19 protein-coding genes and 5 tRNA genes are annotated in these 25,095 nt (G+C 66.6%); 2 read left to right on the top strand and 22 right to left on the bottom strand.

Annotated features, from left to right (window positions below; translation table 11 throughout):
- Positions 1 to 271 precede the first annotated feature (271 nt).
- The 5 genes from BMZ17_RS05595 to BMZ17_RS20845 all read right to left on the bottom strand — a co-directional run bounded on the left by BMZ17_RS05595 (position 272) and on the right by BMZ17_RS20845 (position 9,037).
- Positions 272 to 826 carry a hypothetical protein gene (locus BMZ17_RS05595; protein WP_093136919.1) on the bottom strand — a complete coding sequence of 185 codons (555 nt, stop codon included), beginning with the start codon at positions 824 to 826 and terminating at the stop codon, positions 272 to 274.
- A gap of 94 nt (positions 827 to 920) precedes the next feature.
- Positions 921 to 3,404: a S9 family peptidase gene (locus BMZ17_RS05590; protein ID WP_093136916.1), complete on the bottom strand. Its 2,484-nt coding sequence runs from the start codon at positions 3,402 to 3,404 to the stop codon at positions 921 to 923.
- A gap of 195 nt (positions 3,405 to 3,599) precedes the next feature.
- The gene (locus tag BMZ17_RS05585; RefSeq protein WP_217645728.1) at positions 3,600 to 6,230 is read right to left on the bottom strand and encodes a M14 family metallopeptidase; all 2,631 of its coding nucleotides are present in this window, start codon (positions 6,228 to 6,230) and stop codon (positions 3,600 to 3,602) included.
- 57 nt (positions 6,231 to 6,287) lie between these two features.
- Positions 6,288 to 8,612: a TonB-dependent receptor gene (locus BMZ17_RS05580; protein ID WP_217645727.1), complete on the bottom strand. Its 2,325-nt coding sequence runs from the start codon at positions 8,610 to 8,612 to the stop codon at positions 6,288 to 6,290.
- Positions 8,613 to 8,833: 221 nt separating this feature from the next.
- On the bottom strand, positions 8,834 to 9,037 hold the full coding sequence (locus BMZ17_RS20845) for a hypothetical protein (protein ID WP_139202797.1): 204 nt from the start codon (positions 9,035 to 9,037) through the stop codon (positions 8,834 to 8,836).
- 17 nt (positions 9,038 to 9,054) lie between these two features.
- Between BMZ17_RS20845 and BMZ17_RS05575 the strand changes: the two genes are divergently transcribed.
- Complete coding sequence (locus BMZ17_RS05575) at positions 9,055 to 9,312, top strand: acyl-CoA-binding protein (RefSeq protein WP_093136911.1); 258 nt, start codon at positions 9,055 to 9,057, stop codon at positions 9,310 to 9,312.
- Positions 9,313 to 9,373: 61 nt separating this feature from the next.
- Here the strand turns inward: BMZ17_RS05575 and BMZ17_RS05570 are convergent, their stop codons facing one another.
- The 8 genes from BMZ17_RS05570 to BMZ17_RS20840 form a co-directional block, all read right to left on the bottom strand.
- On the bottom strand, positions 9,374 to 10,078 hold the full coding sequence (locus BMZ17_RS05570; RefSeq protein WP_093136909.1) for a pirin family protein: 705 nt from the start codon (positions 10,076 to 10,078) through the stop codon (positions 9,374 to 9,376).
- A gap of 86 nt (positions 10,079 to 10,164) precedes the next feature.
- Positions 10,165 to 10,341, bottom strand: coding sequence for a hypothetical protein (locus BMZ17_RS21120; RefSeq protein WP_175485478.1), 177 nt, complete (start codon positions 10,339 to 10,341; stop codon positions 10,165 to 10,167).
- Between the two features lie 31 nt (positions 10,342 to 10,372).
- On the bottom strand, positions 10,373 to 11,866 hold the full coding sequence (locus BMZ17_RS05565; RefSeq protein WP_093136906.1) for an efflux transporter outer membrane subunit: 1,494 nt from the start codon (positions 11,864 to 11,866) through the stop codon (positions 10,373 to 10,375).
- Positions 11,860 to 12,609, bottom strand: a complete 750-nt coding sequence (locus BMZ17_RS05560; RefSeq protein ID WP_093136905.1) for an SDR family oxidoreductase — start codon at positions 12,607 to 12,609, stop codon at positions 11,860 to 11,862. Before BMZ17_RS05560 ends, BMZ17_RS05565 begins: the two co-directional genes overlap by 7 nt.
- Positions 12,610 to 12,666: 57 nt before the next feature.
- The gene (locus BMZ17_RS05555; RefSeq protein ID WP_093136902.1) at positions 12,667 to 15,846 is read right to left on the bottom strand and encodes an efflux RND transporter permease subunit; all 3,180 of its coding nucleotides are present in this window, start codon (positions 15,844 to 15,846) and stop codon (positions 12,667 to 12,669) included.
- Between the two features lie 178 nt (positions 15,847 to 16,024).
- Positions 16,025 to 17,227 carry an efflux RND transporter periplasmic adaptor subunit gene (locus BMZ17_RS05550; RefSeq protein WP_093136899.1) on the bottom strand — a complete coding sequence of 401 codons (1,203 nt, stop codon included), beginning with the start codon at positions 17,225 to 17,227 and terminating at the stop codon, positions 16,025 to 16,027.
- A 66-nt stretch (positions 17,228 to 17,293) separates the two neighbouring features.
- Positions 17,294 to 18,079 carry an SDR family oxidoreductase gene (locus tag BMZ17_RS05545; RefSeq protein WP_139202796.1) on the bottom strand — a complete coding sequence of 262 codons (786 nt, stop codon included), beginning with the start codon at positions 18,077 to 18,079 and terminating at the stop codon, positions 17,294 to 17,296.
- Complete coding sequence (locus tag BMZ17_RS20840; protein WP_139202795.1) at positions 18,076 to 18,303, bottom strand: hypothetical protein; 228 nt, start codon at positions 18,301 to 18,303, stop codon at positions 18,076 to 18,078. Before BMZ17_RS20840 ends, BMZ17_RS05545 begins: the two co-directional genes overlap by 4 nt.
- A gap of 124 nt (positions 18,304 to 18,427) precedes the next feature.
- On the opposite strand from BMZ17_RS20840, the gene BMZ17_RS05540 reads away from it, so the two are divergent.
- On the top strand, positions 18,428 to 19,432 hold the full coding sequence (locus tag BMZ17_RS05540) for a LysR family transcriptional regulator (protein ID WP_093136892.1): 1,005 nt from the start codon (positions 18,428 to 18,430) through the stop codon (positions 19,430 to 19,432).
- Positions 19,433 to 19,661: 229 nt separating this feature from the next.
- On the opposite strand, the gene BMZ17_RS05535 is transcribed toward BMZ17_RS05540, so the two are convergent.
- The 9 genes from BMZ17_RS05535 to BMZ17_RS05495 all read right to left on the bottom strand — a co-directional run bounded on the left by BMZ17_RS05535 (position 19,662) and on the right by BMZ17_RS05495 (position 25,093).
- Positions 19,662 to 19,736: transfer RNA gene (locus BMZ17_RS05535), tRNA-Val, on the bottom strand.
- 142 nt (positions 19,737 to 19,878) lie between these two features.
- The gene (locus tag BMZ17_RS05530) at positions 19,879 to 20,217 is read right to left on the bottom strand and encodes a hypothetical protein (protein ID WP_139202794.1); all 339 of its coding nucleotides are present in this window, start codon (positions 20,215 to 20,217) and stop codon (positions 19,879 to 19,881) included.
- 320 nt (positions 20,218 to 20,537) lie between these two features.
- Positions 20,538 to 20,621 (bottom strand) — tRNA-Leu (locus tag BMZ17_RS05525).
- Positions 20,622 to 20,794: 173 nt separating this feature from the next.
- Positions 20,795 to 20,870 (bottom strand) — tRNA-Gly (locus BMZ17_RS05520).
- A gap of 44 nt (positions 20,871 to 20,914) precedes the next feature.
- Positions 20,915 to 20,988: transfer RNA gene (locus BMZ17_RS05515), tRNA-Cys, on the bottom strand.
- A gap of 105 nt (positions 20,989 to 21,093) precedes the next feature.
- Positions 21,094 to 21,169, bottom strand: a tRNA-Gly gene (locus BMZ17_RS05510).
- Positions 21,160 to 21,804 carry a CDP-diacylglycerol--glycerol-3-phosphate 3-phosphatidyltransferase gene (gene pgsA, locus BMZ17_RS05505; RefSeq protein WP_093136886.1) on the bottom strand — a complete coding sequence of 215 codons (645 nt, stop codon included), beginning with the start codon at positions 21,802 to 21,804 and terminating at the stop codon, positions 21,160 to 21,162. Before pgsA ends, BMZ17_RS05510 begins: the two co-directional genes overlap by 10 nt.
- On the bottom strand, positions 21,801 to 23,678 hold the full coding sequence (gene uvrC, locus BMZ17_RS05500) for an excinuclease ABC subunit UvrC (protein ID WP_093136884.1): 1,878 nt from the start codon (positions 23,676 to 23,678) through the stop codon (positions 21,801 to 21,803). The genes pgsA and uvrC overlap by 4 nt, the downstream gene beginning before the upstream one ends.
- Positions 23,675 to 25,093 carry a hypothetical protein gene (locus tag BMZ17_RS05495; protein WP_093136881.1) on the bottom strand — a complete coding sequence of 473 codons (1,419 nt, stop codon included), beginning with the start codon at positions 25,091 to 25,093 and terminating at the stop codon, positions 23,675 to 23,677. Before BMZ17_RS05495 ends, uvrC begins: the two co-directional genes overlap by 4 nt.
- Positions 25,094 to 25,095 lie beyond the last annotated feature (2 nt).

Here is a 25,095-nt window from a genome sequence, read left to right as displayed (position 1 = left end):
GCGCCGCTGCAATGACAGGGGCCGGATGCGGAACGCCGCATGGGGAGTGGCCGCCACTATCGGCGCGTCGGCGCCTCGCCACTAGCCAGGCAAAACCGCACTTGGCTATGAACCACGCTCATGGATGCCGCAGCGCGCGACACTATTGGCGGCGCGCAACTCGCCGCCCGCGTTGCGCCTGCACGTAGACGAGGCGAACTGCGCCGCGTGCTGGGCCTTAGACCACCGGGGAGAACGGTCGCGCGCCTCGGTCTCCCTCGCCACCTCAGGCTTAGTCAGCAAACGGGCGCATGCGATTGCGCAAGCCGCCACGCAGTCGCCGCCGTTCCCGCAGCAGCCAGACGAGGCAACCCGGAAACACCATCGCTATGACGGCGAGGATCCCGAGATGCAATGCAAACTCCACGGGTGACTCCGACCAGGTATAGCGCTGCGTCGGATGCGATCGACTGTGCCATTCCAGCTCTCCCGTCGCCAGCGCCAGCCAGATCTGGACGCCGAGAAAAGCCTCCAGCACACCGAAGAACACCACACCCAACAGCGCGCCAAGCACGGTCACGATCTTTTGTTCGCGCTTACCCGGTGTGCGCTGCGCCTGCCAGCCAGCGAGCGCATGGCTCAGCGCACCAAGCCCGGACACGCCGATGCCGAAGACCAGTACCAGCACCAAAGGGATCACAAGCGACGCCGGCGGCGAAGCGAGCAGACCGACAGGCAGTAGCACGATGGCAGCCACCATGAAGCCCACCCACCACTGGAGGCAGTAGCGCGCGTAGGAAAATCGATAATCGGCTTCGCTTGCGAAGCGGTATCTGACAGGCCCCATGGCATCCCTTCCCTAGGTTGCGCACCGCGTATTCCCTGCGATGCGTGTTGACCGATGATGCCGCCGCTGCATGACACGGCGGCATCGCACGACATTAGTGCTTCGCCGCCTTGGCCTGCGCCTTGGGCGGCTTCACGTAGGTGTCGAACCAGTTGAGCATTTCGTAGACCTCCTGCGCGTTGGATTCCAGGGCGGTGTACCAGTGCGGTTCGTGCGGCAGCATCACCAGGCGCGTCGTGCCACCGTTGCCGCGGATGGCCTGGAACAGCTTGCGCGACTGGATCGGCTCGGTGCCCGGATTGGCGTCGTCCTCGCCATGCATCAGCAGCAGCGGCAGCTTGATCTTGTCGGCGAAGAAGAACGGCGACGCCTTCAGGTACACGTCCTGTGCTTCCCACACCGAGCGGCGCTCGTTCTGGAAGCCGAACGGCGTCAGCGTCTTGTTGTACGAACCGCTGGTGGCCACGCCGGCTCGGAACAGATCGGTGTGCGCGATCAGGTTGGCGGTCATCAGCGCGCCATGGCTGTGGCCGGTGACGCCGATGCGGTCGCGGTCGACCACGCCCAGCTCGACGGCCTTGTCCACGGCGGCCTTGGCGTCGGCTTCCAGCTGCTCAAGGTAGGTGTCGTAGGCGGTCTTGGGATCGCCGACGATCGGGAACGAGGCGTTGTCGATGATCGCGTAGCCGGCCAGCAGCATCAGCCGGTAGTACGGCAAGCGGGTGAAGGTCTGCTGTGAACCGGACACCTGCCCCGCCTGCGCGCTGCTGGCGAAGTCGGCCGGGTATGCGTACAGGATCGCCGGCAGGCGCGTGCCTTCCTTGTAGCCAGGCGGCGTGTACAGGGTGAACGACAGATCCACGCCGTCCGCCCGCTTGTAGGTCACCAGGCGCTTCTTGATCTGGCGCACTTCCGGTGTCGGATCGGGCACATGGGTCAGGGTGGTGGTGGTCGAGGCGAACTGCGCCTCGCCCTTGGCCGCCGCGGCGTCGCGCGCGCCCAGGGTGCGCAGGTAGGCATTGGGCGGATCCATGACCGACTGGTGCCAAGTGAGGAACTTGCCGTCGGTCGCGGTGAAGCCCAGGAACTGCTCGTACGCATCGGCACTGCTACGGAACAGGCGCTCGGACGTGCCGGTCTTGACATCCAGCTTGTCCAGGAACGGACGATCACCCTGCGGCGACGAACCCAGCCCGCGCAGGAACACCGCATCGCCATCCTGGCGCACGACATAAGCGCCGTTGGGCAGTACGCGATAGACGAAGTTGCCCGGGTCTTCATACAGCTCGTCGCTGGACAGGTCCCACAGCACCTTCGGCGCCTGCTTGGGATTGTCGACGTTGACGATGCTGGTGGTGCGCCAGTGGCGATTTTCGTCTTCCTCGTTGAGGAAGGCCTGGTCCGGCTGCGCGGTCCAGGCGATGCCATCAAATCGCGACTTGATCTTCGCGATTTCCACCGGCTTGCCGGTGAACGGCGCCTTGAGCATCAGCACCTTGTCGCGCAGCGGTGCATCCACCTTCCAGTCGCCCTTGTCCAGCGCCTCGGCCCACACCACGGTGGCCGGATCGGTCGCGCGCCAGTCGTGGTCGCGCGGGCCTTCGGGCACGCCGTGGACCGGCACGCGATCGGCCAGCGGCAGCTTGGCCAGCAGCTTGGAGGTGTTGCGCGACAGGTCCAGCACGGCCACGTCGTTGGCGAAGCGCTGGTAGGTCACCGCGTGCGAGAACGGCTTCTGGATGGCTTCGGTGAGCACATGCACGCCATCGGGCGCGGCGTTGACGCCGTTGTAGATCGCAGGCGCCCCAACCGGCTTGATGCCGCCGCTGGCCACGTCCACCACCGCCAGCTGCGAGGCGCCGTAATAGGCGAACAGCGCTTCGTCATGCACGTCGGTCAGCGTGTCGCGCGATTCGTAGGTGCTGCTCTCGCCCTGCCCGCCCAGCGACTGCTGGATGTCCGGGCCAGCCGCGCCGTCATCGGCCGGCGGCGGGCCCTGCTCGGGCACCAGCTTGACCAGCAGCGAGGCGCTGCCATCGAGCCACTGCACGGTGCTGCCGAAGATCGGGTTCAACTTGGCGCCAGCGATCTGGTGGATTTCGCCAGTGGCCGCATCGCCGACCCATAGTTGCACCGCATCGGCGGCCACGTTCTGGAAGGCGAAGCGCTTGCCGTCCGGTGACCACTGCGCCATGCCCGGGCAGGCCCCGGCCGGCAGCGCGACCTTGGTGTCCTTGCCACTGGCGATGTCCACCAGGGTGAAATCGCCCACGCAGGCCGGGATGCCGTAACCGCCAGCGGTGTCGTGGCGGCTGCGGTTCTTCGGCTCCAGGCGCACGCCGGCCAGCTTGAGGTACGGCTGGGCGACGCGGGTGATCGAGGGATAGGTCTGGCTGGTGGTCAGCAGCAGGTGCTTGCCGGTGGGATCGACGTTGGGCGTCGGCGGCGGCGGTGCCTTGAGCACCTTGAGCAGGTGTTCCGGCGGCTGGTCGTAACCGGCAAAAGCCGGTGCAGCGCCCAGCAGCGAGGTGGCGGCCACGGCCAGCGCCGCGGACCAGACATTCCGTCGTAATTGCATCGTCGATCCCTTTGGACAGGAAGAAGCGCGCCCGTTGCCCCCGGCAGCGACGCATCGCCCGGACTCTAGCACCGCGTTTGCCGCACGCCGTAGGCCATTGGTCAGGGCCGGAGCATCGTCATCGCCTGCGACGACGCGCAGCAAAAAGGGCGGCATCTCGCGATGCCGCCCTCGTGTCACGCAACGCGTGCCCGCTTACTGCTGCGGCACGTACAGCGTGTTGAACAGGAACCTGTAGGTGCCCTGCGATTGGCCACGCCACTGCGGGCGGAAGCCGTACAGATAGACCTTGCCCTTGCCCACTTCGACCTCGACCGCTGCCGCCTTGCCCTGAATGGCCTCCGGGTGCAGCAGCATGCCCGACAGCAGCGGGTTCTCGGACTTGGGATAGCTGGCGATCACCTGGCCCTTGAAGCCGGCCTTGGGCGAGAACGCCGGGCCGCTTTCGAACATGCCCGTCGGCGTCGCCGGCAAGCCGGCGGTGGCCGCGCCTTCACCCAGCTCCAGCTTCAGCAGCGCGCCGGAACAGAAGAACTGCTCGGGCTTGAGCCCGGCCAGCACGTTGGTCACCGGCAAGTCCAACAGCTTGATCGCCGCGTCCGAGGTCTTGCTGAAGACCACCAGCGTGCCGCCATCGTTGACGAACTGCTTGATCGCCTTGGCCCCTTTGTCGCCGATGCCACCGGCGTAGGCGGCCGGCTGCTCGTCGGCGGAGAAGCCATTCATCAGCGAGTCTTCGGCGCTACGACCACGGCCCCCCATGTCCGGCAGGATCAGCACGTCGTACTTGGACCTCAGGCCGCCGGCCTGCATGTCCTTGTTGTAGACGCTCTTGGGCGCGTAGTGGTACTGCTCCAGCAGCCAGCGGGTCCAGCCTTCGTCGATGTTGGAGCCCCACTGGCGATACAGGCCGACCTTGGCCAGGCGCGTCGCCCCGGCTGCCGGTGCGGCCTGGGCCACCACGTCCACGCCCAGGTCGGTGGCGATCTTGGCCATCGCCTCGCGGGTGATGCCGGTCAGCACGAACGCACCATCCTCATCGCCGTTGACGGTCTTCACCGGCGCGGTGGCGATCGACAGCTTCGCCCCCTGCGCCACCGCCAGGTTCACCGCCGCGAAGCTCGCATTGACCTGCCGGCTCAGCGCGAAGGCCGCACCTTCGCCGCTCACGCCGCCAACGTTGGCCGCCTTGGCCACCGGATGCAGCGAGGCCGACAGATCCGCAGGCAGCGCCGCGGTGATGGGATCGGCCGCCACGCCGAACTGCAACGGCAGGGTCCAGCCGGTGGTGTCGTACGGCAGCTCGGCGGCGTTGCCGCCCTTGCCGGTCAGCACCGCGTCCGGATACTTCTGGCGCTCGAACAGCTCCTGCACCAGGCCGGCAAAGGGCTGGTTCATCGGAATCACCCACGAGCCGGCCGGATAGGTCTTGCCGCCCAGCGCCACCGGCGCGGTGGCCTGCGAGACCTCGATGCCCTGCAGCACCATCTTCTGCGCCAGCAGCGCCGCGGCCGGCGCATCGCTTTGCCCACCCGGGATCACCCAGGCATAGGGCCCGGTGCCGTTGCTGAATTCCTCAACGGTCTCGCGCCCGGCCATGTAGCGGTTGAACAGAATCTGGTCGCGGTACTTCACCGCCGTTTCCAGCGTGGACAGCGAGGCGGTCAGCATGTAGCCGACCGAATCCTTCAGCGTCCACAGCCCGCCCTTCCACGGATCGGGATACATCACCAGCGCCTTCATGTCCTTGAAGCCTTCCGGGAACTCGTCGGTCGAGTAGATCCGCGGCGTGGCCGAGTCGTGCGAGGTCTCGGTGAAGTAGGAAATGGTGTGGCGGAACACCTGGGTGTAATCCATGAAGCCCGGATACCAGTTGTCGAAGCGTGCTTCGGCAATGGCGCCCGGCTTACCTTCCAAAGCGAAGCGCGAGATCATGTTGATGCCGATCTGCGTGGTGCCCTGGCGGATGCGCGGGTTGATATTGGAGCTGATCGGATCGGCGAACGGCGGCATCCAGATGCGCGCCGGGAACGGCGCCGACTGGTGCTGCGAATACCAGATCGCCGGGCTGATCTCCTGCTCGGCCGCGCTGACCGACTGGCTCTCGATCATGTTGAGCAGGTAGCCGTCGCGGTTGTTGTCGTGGCCCACGTATTCCTGGTACAGCCACGGCATGGCCGGATCGCGCCCGCCGGGCGTCTTCCACTTGCCGTTGACCTGCACCGCCTTGACCGGGCCGGCCTTGGGATCGGCATGGTCGCGGTACCACTTGACGATCATGTCCTGGCCATCGGGATTGAGCGTGGGCCACAGCACCAGCACCACATTCTTCATGATCGCCTGCACTTCCGGATCGTCCGGGTGCGACAGCAGGTGATAGGCCAGCGCCAGCGGCAGCTGGTGGTCGGACACTTCGCTGGCGTGCATGCCGCCATCGATGTGGACGATGATCTTGGAGTCCGCGGCCAGGGCCTTGGCCTGTTCCAGCGTCAAGCCGCGCGAATCGGCCAGCTGCTTGGAGGTGGCCTTGATCTTGTCGAAGTTGGCGATGTTCTCCGGCGAGGAGATCACCGCGTATTCCATCGTGCGGCCCTGCGTGGTCTTGCCGGCCTTGAACATCTTCAGGTGGTCGGTGGAGGCTTCCAGCGCGTGGAAGTACTTCAGCGAATCCTCGTAGTTGGCCAGGTAGTAGTCATCGCCCGGATCGTGGCCGAGCACGGCCTTGGGCGACGGAACGGCGGCGAAGGCGCTGCCGGCGGACAGCGCCAGGGCCAGCGACATCGCCAGGCGGAGGCGCGAGGCCGGACGTGCGGTTTGCATGTGCATGGATTGCCTTTGTGATGGGGCCCGCTGGTGCGCGTGGCACCGGCGGGCGATGGGGCATCAGAAACTGTAGTTGACCGTCACGCCGACCGTGCGCGGACGCAGGCTGGTGGCCGAGGTGTACGGCGGCGTGGACGAACGCGTGTACTGGTTCAGCGCCACTTCGTTGGTCAGGTTCTGTACGTACAGGTAGGCGCCCCACTTGCCGTCGGTGCTCTCCACGCCGGTCTTGAAGTTGACCGTGTTGTAGGAGTCCTTGTAGGTGTTGTAGGTGCCGCGGAACAGCGAGTAGCTGCCGCCCACGTAGGTGTCGTCCAGGCGCACCATGCCGTCCAGCGCGCTGCTCAGGCCGAAGCGATACGCAGCGGCGACCATGCCGCTGGTGCGCGGGATGTTGGGCACCACGTCGCCCTCGCGGCCGGCGCCATTGATCACGTCGCTGACCTGGTCCTCGGTGAGCTTGGCATCGACATAGTTGAAGTTGCTGGTGATCTCCAGGCCCGACAGCGGACGCCAGGTGACTTCCAGCTCGCTGCCGCGCAGGCGCGCCGCACCGGCGTTGGACAGGAACGAGAACGCACCGTTGAGCGTGCGGCCGCTCACCTGCATGTCATCCCAGTCGATCTGATACAGCGCCAGGTTGACGAACAGCGCGCGGTCGAACCAGCTGGTCTTGGCGCCGATCTCGTAGTTCCACAGGCTGTCGGCCTTGTAGGCGGTGAGGTTGTCGGCCAGGCCGATCACCTGGTTGGCGCCGCCCGGACGGAACCCGTCGGCCACGGTGGCGTAGACCATCGCGTCTTCGGTCAGGTTGTAGTCGGCGGTGAACTTCTTCAGCCACCCCTTCTGGCTCGCGTTGACGCTCGACAGCGGCTTGTAGGTCGCACCGATCATGTCCCACGGGATGTCGGTGGTGCCGGTTACGGTCTTGTCGTAGTCGTACCAGCGCAGGCCGGCGGTCAGGTTCAAGCGGTCGGTGGCGTGCCAGGTGGCCTCGCCGAACACGGCCTTCTGCTTGAGCTTGTCCCAGATCTGGCGACGGTAGAACAGGTCCCACGGCGTGATGATGATGCCGGTGGTGGGATCGGCCAGGGTGTCTTCGCTGGCGATGTAGTTGTCGCGATTCTCGTTGAAGATGCCCACGGTCCAGTCGATCAGCTGGGTGCCGTTGGAGGTCAGGCGGACTTCGTTGGTGCGGTCGCGGGTAACGCCGTCATGGATCAGCGCGGCCGGGGTCTGGCTGTCGACGTAGTCGTACCAGCTGGCCAGCTGGGTGCTGTCGCAGCTGGCCACGCCGGTCTGCGAGGCGCACTGGCCGGCGGTGCGATAGGTCTGCACGTAATAGCTGTCGTCGCTGACGTAGGTGGACGAACGCTTTTGGTAGGAGCTGTTGGCGGTCAGCGTGGCAAAGCCCAGGTCCCAGTTGAGCGTGGCCGAATCGATCTGGGTGTCGTCCTGGTACGGCAGCTTGACCTGCGAGCGCTGCACGTAATCGCCGAACGACGGGTTCCAGGTGGACGAGTACGCATCGGTGGTGCCGCGCGAATGGCTCAGGTCCAGGGTGACGTCTTCGGTCGGGGTGAAGCGCAGCTGCAGCTTGCCGCCGCGCGACTTGCCCGAGTTGATGTTCTTGATGCCCAGGAAGGTGTTGTCGACATAGCCGCCGATGTCGCGGTTGTAGCCGGTGATGCGCGCGGACAGCAGGTCCTTGACGATCGGCACGTTGAGCATCAGCTGCTGGCTGTTGGACGGATCGCCGCCATCGGTGCCTTCGTAGCCCAGCTGCACCTGGCCTTCCAGTTCGTTGGTGGGCTTGTTGTAGAGGATGCGGATCGCACCGCCCATCGAGCTGGCGCCGTACAGCGTGCCCTGCGGGCCACGCAGCACTTCGATGCGGTCCACGTCGAACAGTTCCATGTCCGGCGAACGGCCACCGGCATCGCTGCTGACGCCGACCGAACCGGCCACCGGGGTTTCGTCGTAATACACGCCGACGGTGGCCTCGCCTGACGAGTTCACGCCACGCAGGCTGATGCGACTGGCACCCGGACCGCTGTACTGGATGCGCAGACCCGGCACCTGTGCCGCATAATCCTTGATGTCGACAGCGCCAAGATCCTTGAGCTGCTCGGCGGTGACGGCACTGATCGCCATCGGAGTTTTTTCGATCAGGGTGGCGCGCTTGGATGCGGTCACGGTCACGCTGTCCAGCGTCTGCGGCGACTTGACGCTGGTGGTCCCGGAAGACGCGGCATCGGAAGCTTCCTGCGCATACAGGGCGGGCGTCGCTGCGCTGGCAAAGCCGGCAAGCAGCATGGACGCATACAGCGTGTTGCGTGGGTGGCGAGAGGTCGTGCGGCGTACAGGCATGGCGGTGGCGGTCATGGGGTCCCCGGGTGGTGTGGTGTGCGTTGAGGTGACGATGGCCTCCCCACCAATCGTCATCGCGTCCTGCGCTGCGTCGGACCCGCACGTGGCCCTGCATCACTATGCATATACAAGACGGAATATGTATTTACAAGTCACGCGATCGCAACAAAATTGCGCGCGATCGTGGTGCATCCAAAGCGTGCGCGACGGCTTCGCCGACACGCGATGCCGACGCCTCATTTCAACGGGTTTTCGCGGCATGAAATACCTGATTTGGCCGCGCCAACAGCACGATCCACCACAAAGGGGAAATGCACGCACCATTGCGGCGCATCGAAGAATTTCCCAAGTGCGCAGCTTTCCTGCACCGCTTCAGTGACCCGACCGTCACGCCCGCGGCGTTGACCATCACCGACCTGCGTGCTGTCATTCGGGCGCATCCTGGGAGGGATCCACAATGACGCAGACCACCCCGGCCTTCGACCAGGCCACGCAGGACATCCAGACGCTTGCGGAGCGCCCGGACAACGACACGCTGCTGCAGCTCTACGCGCTCTACAAGCAAGGTTCGGAAGGCGACGTGCAGGGCAACAAGCCCGGTTTCTTCGATTTCGTCGGCACCGCCAAGTACGAATCCTGGGAGCGCCTGCGCGGCATGGCGCCGGAAGCGGCGCAGAAGAAGTACGTCAGCCTGGTCAAGCAGTTGCTGCAGTAACCAACACGCATGAAAAAGCCGGGCATCGCCCGGCTTTTCTTTTTCCTGTCGAAACGTCGCGTCAGTGCGGCGGCAGGTCAAACACCAGCACTTCGGCCTGGCGCCCGTGGTCGAGCACCACTTCGGTTTCGTCTTCCAGCAGCAGCGCATCGCCGGCGCGCAGGTCGTGGCCATTGGCCGTCACCGCGCCACGCGCCACGTGCACGTAACCCAGTCGCCCCGACGCCAGCGGCAACGCGGCCTGCTCGTCGCCTTCCAACAAGCCGGCGTACAGGCGCGCGTCCTGGCGGATGCGCACCGAACCGCTCGCACCATCGCCGCTGACCACCAGCCGCAGCGTGCCGCGCTTTTCCACATCGGGGAAATGCTTTTGCGAATACGACGGCGCCCCGCCCGCCTCATTGGGCGCGATCCAGATCTGCAGCACGTGCGCCGGATCGTGCAGATCGGGATTGGCTTCGGCGTGGCGCAGGCCGGTGCCGGCGCTCATGCGCTGCACGTCGCCGGGCTCGACGCTGGACGCCGTGCCAAGCGCATCGCGATGGCCAAGCGCGCCTTCCAGCACGTAGCTGATGATTTCCATGTCCTGCTGCTCGTGCTCGCCCAGCGCACGGCCCGGCGCGATGCGGTCCTCGTTGATCACGCGCAGCGGTCCCCAGTGCGTATGTACCGGATCCTGGTAACTGCCGAAGGAAAAACTGTGCCGTGACTCAAGCCCACGGGCCTCGTCATAGCCGCGTTCGCGGGCCGGGCGCATCGTGATCATCGCAAGGACTCCATCGAGAGATTGCAGGGCGCTGCCGACGACACCGCCGACCGCACGAAAATTCCAACGCCACGCAGGCGTCGGCGTTACAGGCGCACGCCCAGCAGCAGCATGCTTTCGCCCAGGTTCGAACCGCCACCGATGCGTCCGTTGGAGAGATGCCGCAGCTGCAGGCGCAACCGCTGCCCCTGCCAGCCCAGGCTGCTGACGAACTGCAGGTGGCTACCCAGCCCCCCGCACGGGCCGGCGGCAGGGTCCGTCAAGACGCCCTGCCCGCCGAGCCCATGACGCGGATCAGTCCGCTGCTTCCATGGCCACCGCCCGGCCGGCCGGTGCCTGCAGCGGCGGAGGCGGCAGGCTTTCGGCGGCGATGTAGTTGGGCCAGCCGCCAGCCAGTGCGGCGTACAGCTGCACCGTGGCCACGGCGCTGCGCACACGCGCCTGGATCGCCGCATCCTGGCTGTCCAGGCGGGCGCGCTCGGCGTCCAGCAGATCCAGCGTGTCGATGGCGCCATTGTCCAGGCGCAGGCGTGCGACCTGCGCGGCGCGATCGCCGGCCTGTGCGGCCTGCTCCAGGTGCTGGGCTTCCTTGCGGCTGCGGTCCACGCGCACCAGCGCGTTCTCGGTGTCTTCCAGCGCCTCGAGCACGGTCTGCTGGTAGCTGGCCAGGTCCTCGGCGGTCTGCGCGTTGGCCTGGGCGATGCGCGCACGCACCCGGCCGACGTTGAGGAACGAGCCATCCATGCCCAGCGACAGCACGCGGGTTTCCGCATCGCGCGCGAACAGCGCGCTGCTGGCGATGGCCTGGGTGCCGAACAGCGCGCCCAGGGTGAAGCGCGGGAACAGGTCCGCCGTCGCCACGCCGACACGCGCGGTGGCCGCAGCGACGCGACGCTCGGCCGCGGCGACATCGGGACGACGACGAAGCAGGTCCGAGGGCGTGCCCGGCGCCGGCGCGGCCGGCAGGGTCGGCATCGGCCCTGCGCTCATCAGCTCGGCCGCCATCGACTCGGGCGTGGCGCCGACCAGCACCGCGATGCGGTTGGCGGCCACGGCTTCGGCCGCTTCCAGCGAGGGAATGCGCGACTGCGTGGTTTCCAATTGGGTGCGGCCGCGATCCACATCGAAGGAATCGCCGAAGCCGGCCTGCGCGCGCGTATCCAGCAGCTTGAGCGTGCGCTCCTGGGTGCTGGCGTTCTCGCGGGCGATCTCCAGCTGCGACTGGATGCCGCGCAGCTGGAACCAGCCCTCGGCCACACTCGAAGCAATCGCCACCTGCATCGCCGCCAGGTCCGCCGCGGCGGCCTGTGCATCGGCATGGCCGGCTTCGCTGGCCCGGCGCAGGCGCCCGACGAAGTCCAGTTCCCACACCGCGCCGATGCCGCCGTCGTAGCCGTGGTTATCGCGCTCGCTGCGGCTGTAACCCGGCAGCTGGTCAGCACTGCTGCGCACATGCTGGGCATCGGCCGTGGCGCTGAAGGTCGGCAGGCGCGCGTACTGGGCGTCACGCAGCAGCGCGTTGGACTGGTCGTAGCGGGCCAGCGCGATGCGCACGTCGTGGTTTTCCAGCAACGCGCGCTCGACCAGCGCGGTCAGCTTGGGATCGTCGAAGCTGCGCCAGAACTCGGCATCCCCCTTGTAGGCCGGCGCCGCATCGACCTGCGCCACCTGCGGGGCCTGCACGAAGGCCTCGGCCTGCGGGGCGTTGGGCCGCACGTAATCGGGGCCGACCGTGCACGCGGCCAAAAGCGCCGAGGCCACGCCGATGCCCAGGATATTCCTCACCATGGCAGCACCTGTCCCAGGTAGGAGAAGCTTCCGTTCGGACCATCGGCGTCGATCAGCGCCATCTGCACGCTGCTCTTGGCGCCTTCGTCCACTTCGATCTCGCCGCGCTGTTCGCCGTCGCTGTTGTTCATGTCGGTTTTGACGTAGCCGGGATGGATCGTATTGACCTTGATCGCGGTGTCGCGCAGCTCGTAGGCCAGCTGCACGGTCCAGGCGTTCACCGCGCTCTTGGACACGTTGTAGGCCGGGATCTTGAAGTCGTAGATGAAGGACGACGGATCGGCATGCAGGCTGATCGAGCCCAGCGCGCTGGACACATTCACGATGCGCCCGGCCGGCGAGGCCTTGAGCAGCGGCAGGAACGCCTGGGTCGTGGCGACCACCGCGAACACATTGGTGTCGAAGGTCGTGCGCCAAGTGGCCAGCGACTGCTCGGACGGCTTCTTGGTGAGGTCGTCGATGGCGATGCCGGCGTTGTTGACCAGGATGTCCAGGCGGCCGTGGCGCTCGCGCACGGTGCCCACGGCGGCGGCGATGCTGACGTCATCGGTGACGTCCAGCTGGATCGCTTCCACTGGCAGTCCATCGGCCTGCAGCTTCAGCGCGGCGGCCACCGCGGTCTCGCGGTTGCGGCCGGCCAACAGCGTGTGCACGCCGGACTGGGCCAGCTGGCGCACGGTTTCCAGGCCGATGCCGCGGGTGGCGCCGGTGACCAGCGCGATTTTCTGGGTGTTGGTGTTCATTGCATATCTCCGTTGGGAAGATCGCCGGGCGCGATGCCCGGCGCATGAAGCGATGACTCAGTGCGCGGTGCCGTGGGTCTGGCCCAGGGCCGGCGCGGCGTCGTGGTGGACCAGCTGGCGGCCGGACAGCTTGCGCAGCGCCACGTAGAACACCGGGGTCAGAAACAGGCCGAACAAGGTGACGCCCAACATGCCGGCGAACACGGTGATGCCGGTGACGGCGCGCACTTCGGCGCCGGCGCCATGGCCCAGCACCAGCGGCACGGTGCCGGCGATGAAGGCGATGGAGGTCATCACGATCGGACGCAGGCGCAGGCGGCAGGCTTCCAGCGCGGCGTCCACGATCCCCTTGCCGCCCAGCTCCAGCTCACGGGCGAACTCGACGATCAGGATCGCGTTCTTGCACGCCAGGCCCATCAGCACCACCAGGCCCACCTGCACGAACACGTTGTTGTCGCCGCCGGTCAGCCACACGCCCACCAGGGCGGACAGGATGGTCATCGGCACGATCAGGATCACGGCCATCGGCAGGGTCCAGCTTTCGTACAGCGCGGCCAGCACCAGGAAGGCCAGCAGCACCGACATCGGGAACACGATCATCGCCGCATTGCCCTGCGTGGACTGCTGATAGCTCAGGTCGGTCCACTCGATGCTCATACCGTTGGGCAGCACCTTGCTGGCGATCCCGGCCACGGCCTGCATCGACTGGGTCGAGGACATCACGCGCGGGTCGGCTTCACCGATCAGGTCGGCGGCCGGATAGCCGTTGTAGCGGATCACCGGGTCCGGGCCATAGGTGGTGGCCATGTGCACCATCGAACCGATCGGCACCATCTGGCCGGCGGCGTTGCGGGTCTTGAGGTTGGCGATGTCCTCGACGCTGTCGCGGAACGGCGCGTCAGCCTGGGCGATCACCTGCCAGGTACGGCCGAAGCGATTGAAGTCGTTGACGTAGGACGAGCCCAGGTAGGTCTGCATCGTGTCGAACAGGTTGGTCAGCGGCACGCCCTGGGCCTTGGCCTTGTCGCGGTCTACCTGCGCATCCAGCTGCGGCACGTTGGCCTGATAAGTGCCGATCGGGAACTGCATGCCCGGCGTCTGCGAGACCGTGCCGGCCACCGCATTCACCGCCTGCTGCAGCGCGCCGTAGCCCAGCCCCGCACGGTCCTGGATGTAGAGCGAATAGCCCGAACCCTGGCCCAGACCGAGGATCGGCGGCGGCATGATCGCGAAGCCGAAACCTTCCTGCAGCTGGGAGATCTTGCCGTTGAGTTCGGCGTTGATTTCCGCGGCGCTGCGATGGCGTTGGCTGGCCGGCTTGAGGGTGATGAACACGGTGCCGGTGTTGGGCGTGTTGGTGAACTGCAGCGCGTTGAGGCCCGGGAAGGCGATGGCGTGGTCCACGCCCTCGGTCTTCAGCGCGATGTCACTGACCTTACGCAGCATGGCGTCGGTGCGCTCCAGCGAGGCGCCTTCGGGCATCTTCACGCCACCGATCAGGTACAGCTTGTCCTGGGTCGGGATGAAGCCACCCGGCACCACCTTGAACATCACGCCCGCACCGACCAGCAGCAGCACGTACACCGCGAACACCGCACCGCGCTTGCCCAGCGCACGGGACACGGCGCCCTGGTACTTGTTGGAGCTGGTGTTGAAGAAACGGTTGAACGGACGGAACAGCCAGCCGAACAGGCGGTCGATCAGGCGCGACGGGCCATCCTTCGGCGCGTCATGCGGCTTGAGCAGCATCGCGGCCAGGGCCGGCGACAGAGTCAGCGAGTTGACCGCCGAGATCACGGTGGAGATGGCGATAGTGACGGCGAACTGCTTGTAGAACTGACCGGTCACGCCGGACAGGAACGCCATCGGCACGAACACCGCGCACAGCACCAGCGCGATCGCGATGATCGGGCCGGACACCTCGCGCATCGCCTGATGCGCGGCCGCCAGTGGCGACAGGCCTTCCTCGATGTTGCGCTCGACGTTTTCCACCACCACGATCGCGTCGTCGACCACGATGCCGATCGCCAGCACCAGGCCGAACAGGCTCAGCGTGTTGATCGAGAAGCCCAGCAGATACAGCGCGGCAAACGTGCCGACCACCGACACCGGCACGGCCAGCAGCGGAATGATCGAGGCGCGCCAGGTCTGCAGGAACAGGATCACCACCAGCACCACCAGGATCACCGCTTCGATCAGGGTGTGGACCACGGCGCTGATGGAATCACGCACGAACACGGTCGGGTCGTACGGCGCGGCCCAGGTCATGCCTTCGGGGAAGCGCGTGGCCAGTTCGGCCATCTTGGCGCGCACCGCATCGGACAGCTGCAGCGAGTTGGCACCGGGCGACTGGAACACGCCCATGCCGACCGCGTCCTTGTTGTCCAGCTGCGAGCGCAGCGCGTAGCTGCCGGCGCCCATCTCGATGCGGGCCACGTCACGCAGGCGCACGATCTCGCCGTTGTCGCCGCTCTTGACGATGATGTTGCCGAACTCGGCTTCGCTCTGCAGGCGGCCCTGGGTGTTGATCGACAGCAGGAAATCGCTCTTGGTCGGCATCGGCTCGGCGCCGAGCTGGCCGGCGGAGACCTGCACGTTCTGCTCGCGGATCGCGGCGGTCACATCCGAGGCGGTCAGGCCGCGCGAAGCGATCTTGTCCGGGTCCAGCCACACGCGCATGGCGTAGTCGCCGGCACCGAAGATGTTGATCTGGCCTACGCCCGGCAGGCGCGCCAGTTCATCCTTGATGTTCAGCACCGCGTAGTTGCGCAGGTACATCGAGTCGTACTTGCCGCTGGGCGACTGCAGGTGCACGACCATGGTCAGCGTCGGCGACTGCTTCTGCGTGGTCACGCCCTGGCGGCGCACGTCCTCGGGCAAGCGCGCTTCGGCCTGGGCCACGCGGTTCTGCACCTGCACCTGCGCCTGGTCCGGATCGGTGCCAGGGCGGAAGGTCACGGTGGTGACCAGCACGCCGTCGGAGCCTGCGACGGACTTCATGTACATCATGTTTTCGACGCCGTTGATCGCTTCTTCCAGCGGCGTGGCGACGGTCTCGGCGATCACCTTCGGGTTGGCGCCCGGATAGGTGGCGCGCACCTGCACGCTGGGCGGCACGACCTCGGGGTATTCGCTGATCGGCAGCAGCGGCAGCGCAATCAGGCCGGCGGCGAAGATCACGATGGACAACACCGCGGCGAAGATCGGCCGGTCGATGAAGAACTTGGAAATGTTCATGGGTGGCTCGCTCTCATGAGAGATGCTCTGGTGGCCGCACGAATGCGGGCCAAAGGGCGCCCATTGAACCGCCTCACAGCGGTCCGGGGCATTGCATGGGACGCGTCGCGTTCGCTCGTCGAACGCAGCGCTATTGCATCAGGCCGGGCGCGTGGTCAACGCGCCGGCCGCGTTGCGGTCAGTCGACCATGGCCGTGGCCTTGGCAACCGGCGGCGGCGCCATCGCCACGGCCTTGGCCTGCACCGGCATGCCGGGCATGAAGACCTTCTGCACGCCGTCGACGATCACCTTGTCGCCGGCCTTCAGGCCGCCGTTGACGATGCGCAGGCCATCGGCCAGGCGGCCGAGCTGCACGTCGCGACGCTGCGCCTTGCCCTGGCCATCAACCACGTAGACGTACTTGCGGTCCTGGTCGGTCAGCACGGCCTTGTCGTCGACCAGCATCGCCTCGAACTCGCCGCTGCCCGGCAGCAGCACGCGGGCGAACAGGCCCGGCACCAGGCTGTGATCGTCGTTGTCCATCAGCGCACGCACGCGGATGGTGCCGGTGCTGGCGCTGAGCTGGTTGTCGACGAAATCGACCTGGCCTTCGTGGCGATACCCGTCTTCGCCGACCAGCGCGACCTTGACCGGCAGGCCACCGTCACGACCGCTCGGGCGCGCGCCTTCGCGGGCCAGCTGCGAGTAGCGCAGGAAGGTCGCCTCATCCGCGTCGAAGTGCACCTGCACCTGGTCCGAGACCACCGTGGTCAGCACGCTGGCGGCATCGCCGGCGCCGACCAGGTTGCCGGCGGTGACCAGCGCACGGCCGGCGCGGCCGGCGATCGGCGCACGCACCTTGGTCCATTCCAGGTCGAGCTGGGCGGCATCGACCGCGGCCTGCGCGGCCTGGACTTCGGCTCCGGCCTCGGCGGCGGCCGAGCGACGCTGTTCGTACAGCTCGGTCGACATGGCGCTGAGGTCGGTGAGCTTCTTGGCGCGTTCGGCCTCGCCCTTGGTCTGGCCGGCGGCGCTGCGGGCGCGCGCCAGCTGGGCCTGGGCCTGGGCCAGCGCGGCGCGGTAGCTGCGTGCGTCGATGGTGAACAGCACGTCGCCGGCCTTCACCTCATCGCCTTCGCGATAGTTGACCTGGTCGATGTAGCCGGACACGCGCGGACGCAGCTGCACGGTCTGCACGGCCTCGACGCGGCCGCTGAATTCGTCCCACTGCTTGATCGGCTTGATCAGCACGGGTGCGGCGCTGACGGCCGGCGGCGGCGGTGCGGCGGTTTCGGCGGCCTTGCTGTTGCAGCCGGCGATGACGGCCACCGACAGCGCCAGCAGCGCGAACGGGGCCAGGCGCTGGCTGCGCGAGAAATAACGGGACGTGATCTGGTTCATGACGGATTCTCTGGTGGGGGAGAAAGTGGAAAGGCGGGAAGGCTGGGACCTCAACCTCGCTTGAGGTCAAGCATCGGGAAGGACGGGAACCTGCGGCAGCGGGTCAAACAGCGTGCGCAACGGCGGCGGCGTCCAGGCCGCATCGAAGCGGACGATCGCGCGCACCGGGCCGGGCTTGGACGGGCGTAGCAGTTCGACCGCCTTGCGGCCCACGCTCATCGCGTCGGGCCAGCCGGCGCAGGCATGCATGCGGTTCTTCGGGGTGGACAGCGGATGCTCGACCGCCAGCAGCTGCACGCGCACGCCCAGCTGGGCTGCTTCTTCGTGCAGCACCTTGGCCAGCATGTGCAGCGCGGCCGAGCCGATCGAGGCGTGGCCGTGCCCGGCCCAGCCGCACTCGGTGGCCGGGCCGCCGATCATCACGTAATGGGTGGTGGCGTGTTCGTCCTGCAGCAGCGGCAGCAGGTGGCGCGCGGCGGCCAGGTGCGAGAGCACGTCGCTGCCGAAGCGCTCGCCCAGCTTCTCGCTGGACTTCTCCAGCAGCCGGCCACTGAAGGACGGCGCGAACAGATGCGCGAACACCGCATGCAGGGTCAGCCCACGGGCGCGAACCTCACTGGCGATCTCGCGGGCACCGGCCTCATCGATCAGCGACTCGCGGGTCAGCAGCGTCAGATGGTCGTCCTCGCCGTAGCAGGAGACCAGCGCGTCCATGTACTCGCCTGGCTCGCCGATCGCCAGCACTGGGCTGCCGGCCTCGATCAAGGCGCCGACCACGCCGGCACCGGCCGCGCTGTGCGCACCCAGCACCAGGGCGGTGGGGATGCGGCCCGGTTCAATCATCCCACTCATGGGAGTTTTACTCCCATCATCGGGATAATCCCAAAATCCCGACCCAGCCGGCGCGGGCCGGACATGCTCACCCGCGCCGCACCCAACTGGTTGCGACGCGGGGCGGAGAAGTCACGCAAACCCTTGGACTGATTGGCAATCACCCGCTCAAACGCTTGTGAAATGGCGCTTTCATTCTGAACTTTCGGGTTCATTATTTTGCGGAAGACGGCGAGCGGCGACATGGCGGCAGACGGAGTGATCAGGACAGGGCGCTAACTTAGTCGCGCATCCAGGACTTGATTAGTCCAGATTTCGGGGAATAATCATCCCGCACCCGGTCCAATCCCTCCCCAACGAGGAAGTCCCATGTCCCATGACCTCAACGACACCCTGATCTTCGTCAAGGTGGTCGAGCAAGGCAGCTTCGTCGGCGCCGCCGCCGCCCTGCGCCTGCCCAAGACCACCGTGAGCCGCAAGGTGCAGGAGCTGGAAACGCGCCTGGGCGCGCAGCTGCTGCACCGGACCACGCGCAAGCTGGGCCTCACCGAAGCCGGCAACGTCTATTACGAGCACTGCCAGCGCATCGCCCGCGAACTGGCCGAGGCCGAGAGCGCCGTCGGCCAGCTGCATGCCGGCCCGCGCGGCTGGCTGCGCGTGACTGCGCCCTACTCCATCGGCATCGACAAGATCGCCCCGCTGCTTGGCGAGTTCCACGCGCGCCATCCCGAGGTGCGCATCGAGATGTTGCTCAGTAATGAGCCGATTGACCTGATCGCGGGCGAAGTCGACCTGGCCCTGCGCATCGGCAACCTGCCCGACTCCAATCTGGTCGCCCGCAAGCTGGGCGTGCTCAACACGCAGGTGTTCGCGGCCAAGAGCTACATCGCCCGCCACGGCGAACCGCTGCATCCGGACGACCTGCAGTACCACCGCACCTTCGCCATGCCCAAGCATCGCCACGGCAACAGCTATACGTGGTCGCTGGACGACGGTAACGGCGCGCGTGACTTCACCGTCAATCCGATCCTGGTCGCCAACGATCCAGCCGCACTGAAGGGCGCGCTGCTGTGCGGCGAAGGCCTGGTGATCGCGGCCGACGTGATGGTCAAGCCGTTCGTCGAAGCCGGCCTGTTGCAGCGCGTGCTGGCCGGCTGGACCGGCGGCGAATACGTGCTCAACGCGGTGTTCCCGCGTGGCCATGTGCAGTCGCCCAAGGTCCGCGCGTTCGTCGACTTCCTGCTGGAGCGCCTGAACCTGGAGATCGACTACATGAGCGCGCACTGCCCGCTCATGCAGGCCCGCCAGGATTCTGAAGCCTCGGCCGAAACCAGCGATGACATCAAGCGCATCATGGAAGAAGCCATCGCCTGATCCACGCAAGATGCTGGAACAGAAAAAGCCGGCGACTGCGCCGGCTTTTTCTTTGCCTGCCCTGTTGATGCAATGCGTTCAACCAAGCGAAACGCATCTCTTTCGCACGAGGCGACGAGCGCCGTGCATCAGTGCACGAAGCGCGTAAATCGCTTGAACTGAAAAACAAAAAACCCGGCGCTGGGCCGGGCTCTTCGTGACTCGCACAACACCTGCGAATCAAGGTGTCTGGTGGGCGGTGCAGGGATCGAACCTGCGACCCTTGCCGTGTGAAGGCAATGCTCTACCGCTGAGCTAACCGCCCGCGATGCAGACCCTCAGGCCCGATCGGGGCGCAAATCATAATGGCCCCTGCGCATCCGGTCAAACCGTTTCTGCAATCTTTTCCATTTCCGCAGCATCGACCGTGTCCCGCGCGCTTTTCGCACACAGCCGACGCGCACAAATCAGGCATCACCGCCCGCGCCTGGCAGCCAGTCGGGCAGCGCACGCCCACCGGCACGCTTGAGGATGCGGCTCCAGACCCGCGCGAACAGCGTGGCCATCTGCTCATGGTCCATGCCCCGCTCCAGGCCCTTCGTCGCTGCCTCGTACAGATGCAGCGCTTCCTGCAGCGTCGCGCGCGGATGGCGCACGTACAGCAGGTAGACGCATTCGATCAGCGGCCAGCAATCTTCCAGCGTGTCGCCCTGTCGCGCGCAAGGCAGCGCCTGCAGGTGCGCGCGCCAATAGTCGGCCTCGTCTTGCAGCTGTAGCCAATCAGGCATCGGCGGAGCGGATTGCATGGGCATCGTGGCGTGCGTCCTTTCCCGCGGGTGGGGAACAGGCGCTATCAGCGCCCTTCCGCTTCCCACAGGAACGTGCGCAGCGGCGGCCGGCGGCCTTGCAACGCGCGGCCGATGCCAGCGCCGCGATCCGCGTGTCGCATCGCTCACTCACTTTCGAGATCGCGCAGGCATATGCGTTGCGCGCCCAACGCGCTCAAATCAGTAGCGCGAAGCCACGCCTCGGCAACGCAACTTGATGTGCATGGGCGAGAGAAAGAAAGTCGTGTCGCGTGATGACGCAGGCGACAGATCGCGTCGAACCCTGTTTGAAGATGGTGTGCCCGGAGCCGGAATCGAACCGGCAAGGGGTTGCCCCCGGCGGATTTTAAGTCCGATGCGTCTACCAATTTCGCCATCCGGGCAGGAAGGCCGTGCGCAGGCTAACAGGAAGCAGCCGATGCGCCCATCGCTGCGATGACCTCGTGCACGCATGGGTGCGGCGTTGCAGGCATCGTGGCGATGGTGGATCTACAGAAACGAAAAAGGCCCTGTCACCAGGGCCTTGATCGTGAAGCCGGCAATGCCGGTTTCGGATTGGAGCGGGATAAGAGACTCGAACTCTCGACTTCGACCTTGGCAAGGTCGCGCTCTACCAACTGAGCTAATCCCGCGTGTTGCTGGAAAATTCGGCGAACCGGACTTTCGTTCTAAGTTTTGGAGGCCTGGGTCGGAATCGAACCGGCGTACGCGGATTTGCAGTCCGCTACATGACCACTCTGCCACCAGGCCGGTGACGCGCGGTTGGCCTTGCGACCTTCCGACAAAACAAAACCCCTTTTGAGGAGTTTCATCCACGTGCTTGAAGCAGCCTGCCTTCGAACACGTTTTGAAACTTGGAGCGGGATAAGAGACTCGAACTCTCGACCTCAACCTTGGCAAGGTTGCGCTCTACCAACTGAGCTAATCCCGCGAGAGAGGCGAAATTGTAGTGTCTTTCTTGCCGGTGTCAACGGCTGCTTGCTCATCTTCTCGAAGACTCGGCCAGGCAGCCCGCAGATACAGGTATCCGGAGTACAAAGTGAGCAGCGCGGCCACCGCCAGCAGCCAGTCGCCGATGTGGAAAACCGGCACGCTCATCCAGATATTGCTCAGGCCGTGGCTGGCCGGACGCACCGAATACAGCAGGCAACCCAGCGCCACCATCTGCACGGTGGTCTTGAACTTGCCGACCCAGGCGACCTTGACCTTGCCGCGCTGGCCTATTTCGGCCATCCACTCGCGTAGCGCCGAGACCGCGATTTCGCGACCGACGATCACCGCCGCCCAGAACGCCATCCACGGGGTCGGATGCCCCTGCACGATCAGGAACAGCGACACGGCCACCATCAGCTTGTCGGCAACCGGGTCCAGGAAGGCGCCGAAGGCCGAGTACTGGTGCCAGCGGCGGGCGATCCAGCCATCGAGCCAGTCGGTGACCGCGGCGATGGTGAAGACGGTCACCGAGGCGATGCTGGTCCACCAGAACGGCAGGTAGAAGACCACCACGAGCACCGGGATCAGCACGATCCGGAGCAGGGTGAGCCAGGTGGGGATGGTCAACTTCATGTTCGATCAGGGCCGGGCGCGGTGGGATTCGCCGGTGCAGGCAGCCCGTGCAGGTTAGCGTAGATGCGCTGCGCAAGGGCGTCATTGATGCCTTCCACGCGCGCGATTTCTTCCACGCCCGCGGCCTTGAGGCCCGACAGTCCGCCGAAATGCTTGAGCAGGCTGGCGCGGCGCCGCGGGCCGATGCCGTCGATGTCTTCCAGCTTGGAGGTGGTGCGCGCCTTCTGCCGCTTGCCGCGATGGCCGGTGATGGCGAAGCGATGTGCCTCGTCGCGCACCTGCTGGACCAGCTGCAGTGCCGGCGAGGCCGCACCGGGGTTCACTTCGCGGCCATCGTCCAGGATCAGGGTTTCGTGGCCGGCGCGGCGCTCCACGCCCTTGGCCACGCCAACCAGGGTCACGCCGTCCACGCCCAAATCGGCCAGGGCTGCGCGCGCCTGGTTGAGCTGACCGGTGCCGCCATCGATCAGCAGCACGTCGGGCAGCACCGTGCCCTCCTCCATCGCGCGGCGGAAGCGGCGCTCGATCGCTTGGCGCATTGCGGCGTAATCGTCGCCCGGCTCGATCCCGGTGATGTTGAAGCGGCGGTACTGGGAACGCACCGCACCCTTGTCGTCGAACACCACGCACGAGGCCACCGTCGCCTCGCCCATCGTGTGGCTGATGTCGAAGCACTCGATTCGTTGGGCCGGTTCGGACAGCCCCAGCAGCTCCTGCAGCGCAACGCTGCGCGCGGCCTGCGCATTGCGGCTGGTCATCTCGGTGGCCAGGGTGATCTCAGCATTGCGCCGCGCCAGATCGAGGTAACCGGCGCGCTCGCCGCGCACGTTCCACTTCAGCTGCACCTTGCGATTGGCGGCGGAGGTGAGCGCCGCCTCGATCAGCTCGGCCTCGGGGATCTCGCGGTCCAGCAGAATCTCGCGCGGGGCAACCTGCTCGGCGTAGTACTGCGACACGAACGCCGCCAGCACTTCGTCAGCACTTTCCTCGCCGTTGGTGCGCGGGTAGAAGGCGCGCGTGCCCAGGTTGCGACCGTCGCGGAAGGCCAGCAGCAGCACGCAGGCCGTGCTGCCCTGCATCGCGCAGGCCAGCGCGTCCAGGTCGGCCGCATGGCCATCCACGTACTGGCGCGACTGCATGCCGCGCAGACGCTTGAGCAGGTCGCGCAGGCGCGCGGCTTCTTCGAATTCCAGCTTCTCGGCGGCGCGCTCCATCTCGCCGGTGAGTTCATCGCTGAGCTCGTCGCTGCGCCCGCCCAGGAACAGCGAGGCGCGATGCACCGACTGGTCGTAATCCTGCTGGCTCACCAGGTCCACGCACGGCGCGGTGCAGCGGCCGATCTGGAACTGCAGGCACGGCCGCGTGCGATTACGAAAGACGCTGTCCTCGCAGTTGCGCAGCTTGAACAGCTTCTGCATCAGGTTGAGCGTGTCGCGCACCGCGCCGGCGCTGGCGTAGGGGCCGAAGTAACGCCCCTGAATCGCGCGCGGCCCGCGATGCAACGCGATCCGCGGGAAATCCTCTCGTGTCAGCAGCACGTACGGATAGCTTTTGTCGTCGCGCAGCGAGACGTTGTAGCGCGGCGTCAGCGACTTGATCAGCTGGTTTTCCAGCAGCAGCGCTTCGGCCTCGGTGCGGGTGACGGTGACGTCCATCCGCGCGATCTGCGCGATCATCGCCGTCGTGCGCGGATTGCGCGGCGCGTTGTTGAAATAGCTGCCGACGCGGTTGCGCAGCGCACGCGCCTTGCCCACGTACAGCAGCGTGTCGTCGGCCGCGTACATGCGGTACACGCCGGGCGCGGTGCTCAGCGCGGCGGCAAAGGCCTTGCCGTCGAAGGCGTCTTCGGGTTTTGGGACTGCGCGACGGCTCATGCGTCGATCGGCACCTGCGTCAGCGTGTTGCTGGCCAGGTCCAGGCACAGCACCGCATGCGCGTCGGTTTCGGAGATCCACAGCTTGCCACCGAAGGCGGCGACACCCGCCGGCCCCGCCAGCTTGCGGAGGTCAAGCTTGCTCACCACGCCGCCGCCCAGGCGCAGGCTGCGAATGCAGCCATTGCCGGTATCGGCGATCCAGAGCAGCGGCGAATCCGGGTCCAGCGCCAGCGCCTCGGGCGCCTGCAGCTGCGCCTGCTGGCGCTGGCCGTCGGCATCGCCGAACTCCCACAGGCCCTGCCCGACCAGGGTCTGGGTCAGGTCGCCACGCAGCTGCACACCGCGGATCGACGAGGCCAGCGTGTCGGCCACGTACAGCGCTTGCTGGACCTGCGCCAGACCGGAAGGCTGGGCGAAGCTGGCCAGGATGCCGGCGCCATCGCGCTGGCCCATCTGGCCGGAACCGGCACGGCATTCGAGCATGCCCAGGCCCTCGGCCTGGTTCCAGGTCCAGATGCGGTTGTCGCCGGCCAGCGTCACGTGCACATGGCTGTTGCCCGCCACCAGGGCGACCGGCGATGGCAGCGAGACGTCACGCAGCGCGCGGATCGGGCCTTCGGAGGGCATCGCCGCGCGGCGATTGCCCAGCATCGTCTGCACCTCGCCGCTGCGCAGGTTGATCCGGCGCAGCAGGTGGTTGCCGGTATCGGCCACGAACAGCGACTCGCGCAGCAATGACAGCCCGTTGGGCCGGCAGAAGCTGGCCAGTTCGGCCTCGCCATCCAGCGCATCGGCGGTGCCGTTGCCGAAGCGGCGCAGCACGCGACCGGCGTGGGTGCATTCCAGGATCTGGTGATGGCCACTGTCGGCCACGTACAGGCGGTCGGCGGTGGCGACCAGCCCGGTGGGAAAACGCAGCGGCAGGCGCGGCTCGGGATGGGTTTCGGCGCGGCGCGTGTCTTCCAGCGGCTCAGGCAGCGGATCGCACAGCGTGGCGATCGCCGCTTCCAGTGCGCCGATGCCCGGCGTGCCGACGATGCGGTCCACCATCCGGCCCTTGGCATCGATCAGCACGATGGTCGGCCAGGATTCGATCTCGAAACGCTGCCAGACGTGCCAGTCCACGTCATGCACGACCGGGAAGCTCACCCCGTGCCGGCGCAGGCGCTTGAGAACGGCGACCGGATCGCGGTGTACGTCGAAGCGCGGTACCGCCAGCACCAGCACCTGCAGGCGGCCGGGATAACGCCGCTGCAGCACCGCCAGGTCGGCCAGGCGCTGCATGCACCAGGCCGACGCCGGATCCACGAAGGCCAGCGCCACCGCGCTGCCTTCCAGCGAACGCAGTGCGATCGGCGCGGCGTTGAGCCAGTGCAGGCCGTGAGGAAAATCGGGAGCGTGGGTTGCGGTCATCT

It is taken from the genome of Pseudoxanthomonas sp. GM95, from assembly GCF_900109775.1.
GTDB lineage: Bacteria > Pseudomonadota > Gammaproteobacteria > Xanthomonadales > Xanthomonadaceae > Pseudoxanthomonas_A.
Note: the sequence above shows the minus strand (reverse complement) of the source record. Positions and strands in the feature narration are given on the sequence as shown.